The organism is Comamonas testosteroni (genome assembly GCF_000761245.1).
GTDB classification, from domain to species: Bacteria; Pseudomonadota; Gammaproteobacteria; order Burkholderiales; family Burkholderiaceae_C; genus Comamonas; species Comamonas testosteroni_C.
On the sequence record NZ_AWOR01000048.1, the window covers coordinates 53341 to 65503 of the forward strand.

12 protein-coding genes are annotated in these 12163 nt (G+C 62.0%); 4 read left to right on the forward strand and 8 right to left on the reverse strand.

Annotated elements, in window-relative coordinates:
• The first annotated feature begins 60 nt into the window (after nucleotides 1-60).
• Nucleotides 61-636 (forward strand): helix-turn-helix domain-containing protein, encoded by a 576-nt coding sequence (locus P353_RS14155; RefSeq protein WP_034370450.1) that lies wholly within the window; start codon nucleotides 61-63, stop codon nucleotides 634-636.
• Between the two features lie 56 nt (nucleotides 637-692).
• Here the strand turns inward: P353_RS14155 and P353_RS14160 are convergent, their stop codons facing one another.
• Both P353_RS14160 and ada read right to left on the reverse strand, forming a co-directional pair.
• Nucleotides 693-1682, reverse strand: a complete 990-nt coding sequence (locus P353_RS14160) for a DNA-3-methyladenine glycosylase family protein (protein ID WP_034370453.1) — start codon at nucleotides 1680-1682, stop codon at nucleotides 693-695.
• 93 nt (nucleotides 1683-1775) lie between these two features.
• A complete protein-coding gene (ada, locus tag P353_RS14165) occupies nucleotides 1776-2654 on the reverse strand; it encodes a bifunctional DNA-binding transcriptional regulator/O6-methylguanine-DNA methyltransferase Ada (protein ID WP_080750540.1) in 879 nt (292 codons plus the stop codon).
• A gap of 155 nt (nucleotides 2655-2809) precedes the next feature.
• Here ada and kynA point away from each other — a divergent pair, with 155 nt between their 5' ends.
• Together kynA and P353_RS14175 are read left to right on the forward strand one after the other, a co-directional pair.
• The gene (gene kynA / locus P353_RS14170; RefSeq protein ID WP_034370592.1) at nucleotides 2810-3685 is read left to right on the forward strand and encodes a tryptophan 2,3-dioxygenase; all 876 of its coding nucleotides are present in this window, start codon (nucleotides 2810-2812) and stop codon (nucleotides 3683-3685) included.
• A gap of 114 nt (nucleotides 3686-3799) precedes the next feature.
• A complete protein-coding gene (locus P353_RS14175) occupies nucleotides 3800-5065 on the forward strand; it encodes an MFS transporter (protein ID WP_034370456.1) in 1266 nt (421 codons plus the stop codon).
• A gap of 61 nt (nucleotides 5066-5126) precedes the next feature.
• Here the strand turns inward: P353_RS14175 and P353_RS14180 are convergent, their stop codons facing one another.
• From P353_RS14180 to P353_RS29230, 3 genes are all read right to left on the reverse strand, one after another.
• Entirely contained in the window at nucleotides 5127-6317 is a 1191-nt protein-coding gene (locus tag P353_RS14180) for an FAD-dependent monooxygenase (protein ID WP_034370459.1), read from the reverse strand.
• Nucleotides 6318-6440: 123 nt separating this feature from the next.
• Nucleotides 6441-6731: an H-NS family nucleoid-associated regulatory protein gene (locus P353_RS14185; RefSeq protein WP_003078576.1), complete on the reverse strand. Its 291-nt coding sequence runs from the start codon at nucleotides 6729-6731 to the stop codon at nucleotides 6441-6443.
• Nucleotides 6732-7657: 926 nt separating this feature from the next.
• Nucleotides 7658-8101 (reverse strand): hypothetical protein, encoded by a 444-nt coding sequence (locus tag P353_RS29230; RefSeq protein WP_157839595.1) that lies wholly within the window; start codon nucleotides 8099-8101, stop codon nucleotides 7658-7660.
• 75 nt (nucleotides 8102-8176) lie between these two features.
• Between P353_RS29230 and P353_RS14195 the strand changes: the two genes are divergently transcribed.
• Nucleotides 8177-9031 (forward strand): symmetrical bis(5'-nucleosyl)-tetraphosphatase, encoded by an 855-nt coding sequence (locus P353_RS14195; protein ID WP_034370465.1) that lies wholly within the window; start codon nucleotides 8177-8179, stop codon nucleotides 9029-9031.
• A gap of 56 nt (nucleotides 9032-9087) precedes the next feature.
• On the opposite strand, the gene P353_RS14200 is transcribed toward P353_RS14195, so the two are convergent.
• From P353_RS14200 to P353_RS14210, 3 genes are all read right to left on the reverse strand, one after another.
• Entirely contained in the window at nucleotides 9088-10509 is a 1422-nt protein-coding gene (locus P353_RS14200; RefSeq protein ID WP_034370468.1) for a DEAD/DEAH box helicase, read from the reverse strand.
• 211 nt (nucleotides 10510-10720) lie between these two features.
• A complete protein-coding gene (locus tag P353_RS14205) occupies nucleotides 10721-11593 on the reverse strand; it encodes a neutral zinc metallopeptidase (protein ID WP_034370471.1) in 873 nt (290 codons plus the stop codon).
• 143 nt (nucleotides 11594-11736) lie between these two features.
• Nucleotides 11737-12066, reverse strand: coding sequence for a hypothetical protein (locus P353_RS14210; protein WP_034370474.1), 330 nt, complete (start codon nucleotides 12064-12066; stop codon nucleotides 11737-11739).
• Nucleotides 12067-12163 lie beyond the last annotated feature (97 nt).

A 12163-nucleotide genomic window follows, 5' to 3' on the forward strand; every position in this document is an offset into this window, starting at 1 on the left:
ATTATTTTCTCATAGGAAAATTTTCAATACAAGAACAGACGCCATGACAAGGAGCCAGGCTTGAACTCCACCACTGCATCGCAGGCATCGGAGCAGGATGCGCTTTTCGGCGCCGCCGTCCGTGCGCGCCGCGCCCAGCTGGGCATCACACTCGATCAGTTGGCCCAGGCCAGCGGCGTCTCACCGGGCGCGCTGTCGCGCGTGGAGCGCGGTCTGCTCGCAACCAGCCTGCGCAATGCCATGGCGATTGCACAAGGCCTGGGCTGCGAGCTGAGCGAGCTGGTGCAAAGCGCACCCAGCGCGCAGATCACGCGCGCCGGCGAGAATCTGCGCTTTGTCGACGAGGCCAGCGGCGTGGAGCGCATGGCCCTGGCCAGCCCCAGCGCTGGTGTGAACCTCGTGCATTACCGCTTTCCGCCGCATGCGGTCTCCAGCCATTTCGCGGCCCATCGCGCAGGCACGCGCGAGGTCTTTCACGTGCTCGAAGGCAGCATCGAAGTCTTCACCGCCCAGGAGCAGGTGCTGCTGCATGCGGGCGACACGGCCACGCTGGTGGTGGACAGCGAGCACCGCCTGGCCAATGCCTCGGACCAGCCCGCACGCTTGCTGCTGCTGGTGCTGTCGCCCCCGCTCTGAAGCGCTGCCGCCTGTCGCCTGCCGCCTGTCGCCTGTCGCCTGTCGCCTGTCGCCTCTCAGTAGGCGCTGTCGGCCAGCGAGGCCCACAGGTGCGCGGCCACCAGCGCGCGCCAGGGCCTGAACTGCTCCAGCCAGTCGCTGGCGACACGAGCATCGGGCTTGTCGCTGCCCGTGAGCAGACCGATGGCCCGGCGCACCGCCACATCGCCGTGCAGGCTGCCGTCGGGCCAGCCATAGCCGCGCAGCAAGGTGTAGTTCACCGTCCACGGCCCTATGCCCTTGAGAGCCAGCAATTGCGCAGAGGCAGCGGCCACATCCTCCTCAGCCCAGCAGCCGGCGGCGCTGCGGGCGGCCCAGTCGTCCAGCGGCAGGCGCCCCTCGGCAACGGCCTGGGCCACGGCCAGCAGGGTCTGGGCCTTGGCCTGGGAAAAGCCCGCGCCGCGCAGCGCATCCAGCCCCAAGGCCGCCACGCGCTGTGCATCGGGATAGGCGCGCAGGGCCGGCATGTCCCCGCCTTGCGCCAGCGGCTCGCCCGCCAGCGCTATCAGCTTGCGCCGCAGCGAAACGGCCACGGCCACCGTGATCTGCTGGCCGGTGATGGCCCAGGTCAGCGCCTCGAAGGGCGTGGGCGAGCCGGGCACATGCAGGCCGGCCTGGCGCGAAAGCAGCGCTCCCAGCTCGCGGTGATCGCCATGCGCCAGCTCCAGCTGGCCGGGCGCGTAGATCAGCCCCAGCATGCGTTTCACCATGGCCTGCAGCGCGGCCCGGTCTGCCGCGGCCGGCTCTGCCTGCGGCGCATGCAAGCTGGCCTGCACCTGTCCGGTCTGCCATTGCAGCTGCAGCAAGGCGGGACTGCTCTTCCACATGATGGCCTTGTGCAGGCTGCTAGCACCGGCATCGACTCGCTCGGCCAGTTGCTGCTCGTCGCGATCATGGAAATGCACGAATTCGTCGAAACGGTAACGCGCGGGCAGGGCAAGGGAGACTTCAAGCAGCATGCGGTTTTCTATCACAGGGGGCAGCGCCGTGGCGCGCCTGTGCTTCATTCATTAAATTCATAGCTTCTATCGCATATCAATCAAAGATTTCAGATAGATATATATTCAAAATCATTGAGGAGCATGCGATGACAGCTCTCTTTAAGAGAGCTTGCGTTGGGCCTGCTGGGCCTCGCGCAGCAGCAGCGCACGCTTGCGCTCCACGCCCCAGCGATAGCCCGAGATGCTGCCGTCATTGCGCAGCACACGGTGACAGGGCACGGCCACTGCAATCGGGTTGGCAGCCACCGCGCTGGCCACGGCCCGCGTGGCGCTGGGCTGGCCCAGTTGCCGGGCCAGTTCGCTGTAGCTGACGGTCTGGCCGGCCGGAATGCTCTGCAGCGCCTGCCACACGCGCTGCTGAAATGCCGTGCCCTGAATATCCAGCGGCAGGGCCAGCCCCAGGCGGGGCTGCTCCATCAGGGCCACCACCTGGGCCACGGTCTGTTCATACTGGGCGTCGGCCCCGATCAGTTGCGCCGCCGCAAAACGCTGCTGCAGATCGTCCACCAGCGCATGGGGATCATCGCCCAGCAGCACGCAGCACACGCCCTTGTCGGTGCTGGCCACCAGCAGGCTGCCCAACGAGCATTCAGCCAGGGCAAAGCGGATGCGCTGGTCCTGGCCGCGCCTGCGATAGGAGTGCGGCGCCATGCCCAGCATGGCCGGTGCGTCCTTGTAGAAGCTGCTGCTGGCTTCATAGCCGCTCAGATAGGCCGCATCGGTGACCGACTCGCTGGCCTCCTGCGCCAGCGCGGCACGCACATGCCTGCCGCGATGGGCCTTGGCATAGGCCTTGGGCGTGAGCCCCGTGGCGCGTTTGAAGTTGCGGTGCAACTGCCAGGGACTGAGCCCGAGGCGCTGCGCCAGCTCCTCCAGCGCGGGCATGGGCTCTTCGCTCTCCAGCCAGCGGCAGCACTGGATCATGCGCTCATCTGTTTGCGAATTTGCAGCGGCGGTGGAAGGCAGAGGACTGGGCATGGCGTGAATCTCGGCTAAGTGCGTTTTCTGTCACTGGTCTGTGACTGGCCCGACTTTACGCAAAGCTATGGCAGCTTGCATCCACGTTCTTGCAGGCTTTGTGTGCCCGGATTCGGTTACGCTGCGCGCACTGACCTATCAAAGATGATTTGACCATGACGAATGAATCCTCCGGTTGCCCCCTGCATGGCGGCGCAGCCATCGTCCGCGACGAGAAAGCCCAGCTCGACTTCAGCCGTGACATGAGTTATGGCGACTATCTACATCTGGACCAGATTCTCACGGCCCAGCATCCGCTGTCGCCCGCGCATGACGAGATGCTGTTCATCGTGCAGCACCAGACCAGCGAGCTGTGGATGAAGCTGATGCTGCACGAGGTGCGCGCGGCTACGGCAGCCATTGCCAATGCATCGGGCGAGACCAAGCCCGATGCCTTCAAGATGCTGGCGCGCGTCTCGCGCATCATGGAGCAGCTGGTCAGCGCCTGGACCGTGCTGTCCACCATGACGCCGCCCGAATACACGGCCATGCGCCCCTATCTGGCCAACTCCAGCGGCTTCCAGAGCTATCAGTACCGCTGCATCGAGTTTTCGCTGGGCAACAAGAACGCGGCCATGCTCCAGCCCCACGCCCACCGCACCGATCTGCTGGCCCAGGTGCAGGCCGCCTACGAATCGCCCTCGCTGTACGACGTGGCCCTGCAGTTGCTGGCGCGCGAAGGCCTGGATGTGCCTGCCGACCGCCTGCAGCGCGACTGGACCCAGCCCTATGAGGCCAGCGAGGGTGTGAAACAGGCCTGGATCACCGTCTACCGCGATCCGCACAAGCACTGGGATCTGTACCAGCTGGGAGAAAAGCTGGCCGATATCGAGGATGCCTTCCGCCTCTGGCGCTTCCGCCACCTGACCACGGTGGAGCGCGTCATCGGCTTCAAGCGCGGCACAGGCGGCACCGGAGGCGTGAGCTACCTCAAGAAGATGCTGGACGTGGTGCTGTTCCCCGAGATCTGGAGCCTGCGCACCGAGCTGTAGGCCGGCCATCAAGGCCATCGCCATTCAGGCTGCCCCTGCTGCTCTTTCGTGACAGCGCGGGCAGCCTGAATTATTTAGGCTCCGTGCAAAACCTAACATCGCAACAAACTGCCCATGTCTTCCGATCACAGCGCCGCCAAGGCTGCGCCGAACGCCGGCCCCAAGCCAGACTCCTCCGCCTGGGCCATGCTGGTCTGCCTGCTCACGGGCTTTGCACTGAGCCAGGCCTTCAGAACCATCACCTCCATCATCGCCGACGGTCTGCGCACGGACTTCGGCCTGTCCGCGCAATCGCTTGGCTCGTTTGCCGGGCTGTTTGCACTGTCCTTCGGCGTGGCCCAGCTGCTCATGGGCATAGGCATGGATATCTACGGCCTGCGTCGCACCGTGCTGCTGGCCTTTCCCCTGTCGATTGCGGGGGCTGCGCTGTCCGCACTGGCACCCAGCTATTCCTGGCTGATGCTGGGCCAGCTGCTGATCGGCGTGGGCTGCTCGCCCGCCTTTCTGGCCAGCACCATGTTTATCGCACGCCACTTTCCGGCCGATAAATTTGCCTACCTCTCGGGCATAGGCCTTGGCCTGGGCGGGCTGGGCCTGCTGTTTACCGGCACGCCCATGGCCTGGCTGGTGCAGCATATGGGCTGGCGTGCCGGCTTTGCGCTGCTGGCGGTGCTGAGTGTGCTGTCCTGGCTGCTGATTTTCTTCAAGGTGCACGAGCCCGAGCTGCCCGGCGACTCCCAGCCCAAGCCTGGCTTCATGCAGGCACTGCAAGGTTTTGGCAGCCTGCTGCTGCTGCCCCATACCTGGGGCATTGTGCTGCTGGGCATGGTCAGCTATGCCTCGTTTCTCACCGTGCGCGGCCTCTGGCTCAGTCCCATGCTGATGGATCGCTACCAGTTTTCATTGGTCACGACCGGCAATGTGGCACTGGCCTGCTCCGTCATTTCGCTGTTTGTGCCTTCCATGTTCGGCCGGCTGGACCCCGGTCCGGCCAGGCGCCGCCAGCGCATTGCACGCTTTGCGCTGCTCATGGCCGCCGTTTTTGTAGCACTGGCCCTGGTCCATCAATCCGTAGGCAGCGTGCTGCTGCTGCTGGTCATGAGTGTGCTTTCAGGCTACGGCACGCTGATCTATGCCGATGTGCGCTCCTCCTACCCACCGGCCACGACGGGACGCGCGCTGTCCATCTTCACCATGGCCATGTTTCTCGGAGCCGCGCTCATGCAGTGGCTCTCCGGCCTGGTTGCAGGCGTTGCGGAACGCCAGAATGCCGACATCTATCAGGCAGTGATGCTGATGATTGCCGCCATGCTGGGCAGCGGTGTGCTGGCCTACCAGCTCATCAAGCCTTCACCGCTGCTGCTCAAGGCCAGCCACTGAAGCAATCCACCTGCCAGGCAGGCGCCGGCGCGAGAGCCATCCCGGTTATGGTGAGCTGTCGCTAAAGCGCGCCCTCATAGAGCCAGGGCACATCCATGATGCGCCCGCCCAGAGCGCGCAACGACAGGTCGCGCCCCCAACGGATAGGCCCTGTCGCATGGAAGATCCGGCCATTGCGCAGCGAGCGCTCCTGCACCTTGGCATTGCGCTGCCAGCGGTTCAGCGCATAGCGGCGCAGCCGCAGACTGACATCCAGATCATGCATGGACAAAGCACTTTGCAGCTCGGCCGCATCCTCGATGGCCATGCCCGCACCCTGCGCCAGATAGGGGCGCATGGGATGGGCTGCATCGCCCAGCAGGGCCACAAGGCCTTGCGCCATCTGAGTCTCTGAGGACACCGGCTGCCGGTCGGCCACCGGCCACAAACGCCATTCACCGCCCACATCGGGAACGTGTTGAACCAGATCCTGCAGGTAACCGCATGCGCCCTGAAGATGCTGGAGCAGGTCGGGCAGATTGGCAGAATGGTCCCAGTGGTCGAGATCCTCTGGCGCAGGCCCCTGCACTATGACCACAAGATTTTGCAGCTCGCCCCGGCGCACGGGATACTGAATGGCATGCAATTGCGGCCCCAGCCAGGCCGTGACCTCGTTGGTGCGCAAGCGCTTGGGCAGATTTGCCTGATGCACCATGGCCCGATAGGCCAGCTGCCCGGTCACACGCGGCGGGCCATCGCCCAACATCTGTGCACGCACGGCGCTGCGCACGCCATCAGCGCCGATCAGGGCATCGCCCTCGATGAGCTTGCCGGTACTGGTACGAATGGTGACCACACCGTCCTGCTGGCTATAGCTGCTGACGAACTGGTTGAGGTTGAGGTGAGCCTCCGGCAGAACCTGCAATGCCTCCAGCAGAATCTGGTGCAGGTCGGCGCGATGAATGGTGAGATAGCTGGCTCCATAGCGCTGCACCATATCTGCGCCCAAGGGCAGTCTCCCCAGCTCTTGCCCCGTCACGGCACTGCAGGCTCGCAAGGCCGAAGGGCAGGCCACGACCTGCTGCAACGATCGCTGCAGCCCCCATGCCTGAAGGCGGCGCACCACATTGGGTCCCAGTTGAATGCCGGCTCCGACTTCCGAAAACTGCGTGGCACGCTCGAACAGGCGCACATCCCAATCAGCACGCACCGCCGCAATGGCGGCTGCCAGACCGCCAATACCACCACCCGCAATCAACACCTGCTTGTTCATGGACTCTTATTGTGCCGCTTAGTCACCTGCATCGAAGAGAACTCTGGTTTGCGCTGCCGCAAACCTTGCTGTCATGAAAAAAGCCCGCCAAGGCGGGCTCTTTCAACGTGCGCAAACAGCAGATCAAATGGCGAACTTTTCGCGATCCTGGTCTGCAATCCACTTTGGCGGCTTGCCGCGGCCGGTCCAAGTCTGACCCGTAGCAGGATCACGATACTTGGGAGCCACCTTGGCGCCCGCATTGGCGGAAGAGCGCGCGCGAGCGGGAGGGAAGACATCTTCAGCAGTCAGGCCGTACTCGGCAATCAGGCCGCGAACCTTGCTCACAGCGTCGGCCAGTTCACGCGAACGGGCTTCGTTGATTTGCTGTTCCAGCTCTTCTCTCTGCTTCAGGAGTTCCTTGTAAGTGCTCATGATTTGCGCTTCTTGGTTGATTAAAGTGATTTCATTATAAATGCTGGAATTTCAAATTCATGATTTTCCGAGTAAGCAAAAACCACAATTCAGAATATTTATAAAATGCAACTACGTGTTAATAAATAGCTATTCTGCCTCCGGAGCTGCCAATATCTTGTCGATACGCCTTCATCCAAATCAATCGCCTCAAATATCCAGCCGCCACACAAGACCTTCTCGCCCAGAACGGGCACATGGCTACTTTGGCGAGGAGTAAACCGGCCGGCGCGTTATGGTGCTCCCCGGCCTTCGTCTGGCAATACTCAAATAGCCAGCCCGGCCTTCAATTCCGAATAGGCTCCAGAGCCTTGAGCAGTCAGAATCCATCTTCTTTGCGAGTTGACCAGGCCTCAGCCTCGTCCAAGAAGCAAAGCTCTCTGGCACTGACTTAGTGCCATTCACGCGGTGTCGTGATGCTCTGCTGCGCCCCATATTCCTCGACGACAAACACCACCCCCCCTGTTTTGGCACGCAGCTGATCCAGTCATCTCATCTCGCACGAAGTCTCAGGAAAAATTCCAAAGCCAGCGCCTGCTCTCTCAGAAGGTCTTGTGATTTCTCACCGACCACCTGCCTCTTGGGCGCGCCGATGATGCCCTGCATCTCGTCCAGCCAGCCGCGGCATGCAGGAGCCAGGAATGTCTTCCCATCTCTTCATCCGGGCAACAGCCAGGCACAGGCCCGCAAAACCCGAGGCATCGCCATTTCGCCTTCCAGGCAATACATATCGGCACAAAAAGCATCAAATACGTCAAAAAAATATCGTCTAAATGAAATACCTTTATGCCGCCTGATGTTCATGCACCCCCATCAAACCGACCTGACGCCCCTGCTCCAAACCAGCTGCAACTTCTTCCTCGGTCATTGCAGCGCAGGAAAAATCACTAATCCGCAGCAAAGTCAATATGACATGCGTTGAAAATGACAACAAACTCACAAAGGACTTTGCGATAGACGCAACCCGGGCCATGGAGCGCCTTGCCATGCCGAAACCAGCTCTGGATAGAGCTGGCCGATACGCTTTGAGCAAGCTCTCCAAAGATAATCGTTATAAATGCAATAGCAATTACGACGATAGTCGCTGCCGAAATGGTTGCTATCTTTTCCGATATTCCCGGAGATATCGAGCAAACGGACAATCCATCGCTGCTCGCAACCCCACCCAAATACAGCTGAGCGCCCGCTGGAGGTAATCCAAGCTGCACGGAAGACAGAAACTGCGTGGACTCGCAAGCAACTCCAGCACCGCTTGGGCGTCCTTGCTCACGTGCTTTGCCAAAGCCGGCAATCTTGCCCTGCAGCCGCAAGGCCAATGCCAATTTCGACATTACAAACACCCCACTGAGCAGTGTCAGCAATGCAAACAGCAGAAAATCCCTGACTAGTCCATCAGAAAGAAGACCATGGCACTTTACTGTATCGGAGACATCCAGGGCTGCGATGACGCCTTCGAGCGCTTATTGCAAACCGTGGATTTCTCCGCAAGTCGGGACACACTTTACGTGCTCGGCGACCTTGTCAATCGCGGCCCAAAATCCGCCGAGGTATTGCGCCGCTGCATGCAGGCCGGCGATGCCATGCGCCCTTTGCTCGGCAATCACGACCTGCACCTGCTGGCTGCAGCCCGGGGCCTTCGCCGTCAAAGCAAACGCGACACTCTGGCCCAGGTTCTGAGTGCACCCGATTGCGATGCCCTGCTGCACTGGCTGCGCCAGCAGCCTCTGGCCCGACTGCACACCAATGCACTGGGAGAAAAACTGCTCATGGTGCATGCAGGCGTGCTTCCTCAATGGAGCTTGCACGATGCCATGACCTTGAGCGCCGAAGTTCAGGCCGTGCTCCAGCATGCCGACCATGCGCGCTTTTTGCAAAATATGTACGGTAACCAGCCAGATCGCTGGTCCGCCAACCTGCAAGGCGATGACAGAGTGCGCTGCATTGTCAACGCCTTTACCCGTCTGCGTTTTTGCAGTGCCGAGGGCGTCATGGACTTTGAGAGTGCGGAATCTGCCGATCAGGCGCCCGAAGGGCTGATGCCCTGGTTCGATGTACCGGGCCGGCTCACTGCCGATACGCCCATGGCTTTTGGTCACTGGTCCACGCTGGGCCATATCAACCGGCCCGATCTGATGGCCATGGACACCGGCTGCGTCTGGGGCGGCTGCCTCAGCATGATGAGAATCGGAGAGCGCATGGACGAGCGAGAGCTGATACAGCTGCAGTGCCCGCAGGCTCAGGTGCCTGGCGCCAAGGGATAGACCAAAGAAAAACGCCTGCATCCGGCAGGCGTTTTCCTGGGGCGATCACCCAGTGCTCAGGAGGCCACGACAGGCGCTCTGAACAAGGCAGCGACCTTGCGCTTGGGCTTCATGCTCGCGCTCTTGACCGGAGCGACATGCTTGCTGTCCCAGGATGCGGTCTCGGCCACGCTGCTGGCCTCATAGGGCTTGTCAAAGAAGGGGTCGACGTTGGCAGGGCGCGGGGCCATGCGCGAAGGACGATGCGCATAGCCGCCACGGGGCGCTGCATCGAACTCACGTTCGCGACGTGGACGATATTCCTCATCGCTGCGGCTGCGGCGTGGGGGACGGAAATCCAGCATGGGAGCAGGTTCGACGTCGATCTTCTTCTTGATCAGCTTTTCAATATCGGCCACATTGCGGCTGTCATGATCGGTCACCAAGGTCACGGCCAGGCCAGATGCGCCGGCTCGGCCGGTACGGCCGATGCGGTGCACATAGTCTTCCGCATTGAAAGGCACGTCGTAGTTGAAGACTGCGGGCACATCCTTGATGTCCAGACCGCGCGCGGCCACATCGGTACAGACCAGCAGATCCACCTCACCAGCCTTGAAGGCTTCCAGTGCCTTCAGGCGCTCGTCCTGGCTCTTGTCGCCATGCAGCGCGGCTGCACGCAGACCGTCGCGCTCCAGTGCACGCGTCAGGCGTGCACAGCCCAGCTTGCTGTTGGAGAAGATGAAGGCCTGGCGAATGTCGCGCTCCTTGAGCACGGAACGAATCGCATAGCGCTTGTCGTCATCCGTGACCTTGTAGAAGCGCTGCTCCACCGTGGACGCCGTCTCGTTGGGACGAGCCACCTCGATGGTCACCGGATCCTGCAGATAGCTGCCGGCCAGACGCTTGATCTCGGGCGAGAACGTGGCCGAGAACAGCAGCGTGGTGCGGCTCTTGGGCAGATAGGAGAGGATGCGCTGCAGATCGGGCAGAAAGCCGATATCCAGCATGCGGTCGGCCTCGTCCAGCACCACATACTCCACCTGATTGAGCACCACATTCTTGGCCTCGATATGGTCCAGCAGACGGCCGGGCGTAGCCACCAGTACCTCGACGCCTTTTTTCAGCTCGATGGTCTGGGGCTTCATATCCATGCCGCCAAACACCACGGTGCTGCGCAGCTTGGTGTGCTTGGCGTACAGGGCAATCTGTTGTGCCACCTGATCGGCCAGCTCACGCGTGGGCAGCAGCACCAGGGCACGCACCGGATGGCGGGCAGGCGACGCGGAAGCGTTTTCATGGCGCATCAGGCGTTGCAGCAGGGGCAGGGAGAAAGCCGCCGTCTTGCCAGTGCCGGTCTGGGCTGCGCCCATGACGTCCTTGCCGGTCAATACAACCGGAATGGCCTGCGCCTGAATCGGAGTCATGGACTCATAGCCCATGTCGGCCACTGCGCGTGCCAGGGGCTCAGCCAAGTGAAGATTGGAGAAAGAGCTTGTCATTGAGGGCGTTATTGTCGCACCGAGTGGGTTTTTCGCGTTGGCTTTGTGATTTTCTGCAGACGCAAAGCCTTCGCCCCCTCTGTTTGCGGGCAAAACAAGCCTTGCCAATATCCCGTGCAATCTATCGGGATAACCCGGGTTTTCACATTCTGCCGCCCCAAAAACAAAGGCGTGTGACAGTGCACACGCCTGGTTCAGACCCGCTTGTGGCTCAAAGCGACTGAGCGGCGAAGGTGTCGCAGGCCTTGACGCTGCCGCTCTTGTAGCCCTGGGTGAACCAGCGCACACGCTGGGCGCTGGAGCCGTGGGTAAAGCTGTCGGGACGCACCGTACCCGTGGCTTCACGCTGCAGCTTGTCGTCGCCGATCTGCTGTGCGGCATTCATCGCCGACTCGATATCGCCCTGCTCCAGCCAGCTCTTGGCCTGCTGCGACTTGTTGGCCCAAATGCCGGCCAGGCAGTCGGCCTGCAGCTCCAGGCGCACGGACATGGCATTTTGCTCGCGCTCGCTGACACGGCCCCGCATGCTGTCCACCTTGCCCGAGATGCCGAGCAGGTTCTGCACATGGTGGCCGACCTCGTGGGCCACCACATAGGCGCGCGCGAACTCACCGGGAGCGCCAAGCTGGCGACTCATGGTGTTGAAGAAGTCCATGTCCAGATAGACCTTGTAGTCACCCGGGCAGTAGAACGGCCCCATGGCCGACTGTCCCGTGCCGCAGGCCGTGCGCGTCACGCCGGTGAACAGAACCAGCTTGGGGTTCTGATACTGAGCACCGCCTTCACGGAAGATCTGGGTCCAGACATCCTCGGTCGAGGCCAGCACCGTGGAGACGAACTTGGCCCCCTGGTCATCGCCGGCCGGGCGATGCGCTGGGGCCTGCTGAACCTGGGGCGAGCCACCACCGGAGAGCACGCCAATCGTGGTCAGCGGGTTGATGCCGAACACGCCCCAGCCTATCAGCGCCAGCACCACGGTGCCGATGCCTATGCTGCGACCACCAATGGGGAAACCACCGCCACCACCACCGTCTCCACGGCGATCCTCGACGTTGTCCGACTCGCGGTTACCTTCCCATCTCATGGTGCTTACTCCTTTGCTGTGTTGCACGCGGCCTGCGCCGGGTGGCGATATTAAGGGCTGCGGCTCCGAATGGAGGTATCAAGCTGTGCTTTTGCCACCTCTGTCAAGCTGCAACGCAGCATTGTTGACGTTTGGCCTGGTTTTCAGCGGCCGACGGGAGTGGAGATCGGGCTCACGCCCGGCGTGCCGGGCGTGGACTGAGGCTGGTTGCGGGCTACCTGCTCCTCCACCACATCGACCATGCTCAGAAACAGAAAGGCCACTGCCAGCAGGCCCATCACCGCCAGGACGGCTGATGCCCAGAGCTTGGCCGAAGAGGATTTGCGCGGCACTGCCGCCTGCTGCTGGGTCGGCTCATAACTTGCAGCCGAGCCGCCATCCCGCCAGACAGGCTCGACATGACCACGGCTGGAAGGCGCTTGTGTCCAGGTAGGGTCCTTGCGTTGCCCGGAGCGGGGAGAAAAGCCAAACATGTGTGCGACAGAATCGATGGATAAGACAGTGGCTATTGTGCGCGCTGGCAGCCTTCACCAACAGCGTTCGTGCTGCGACATTCTGTCGGTCAACATC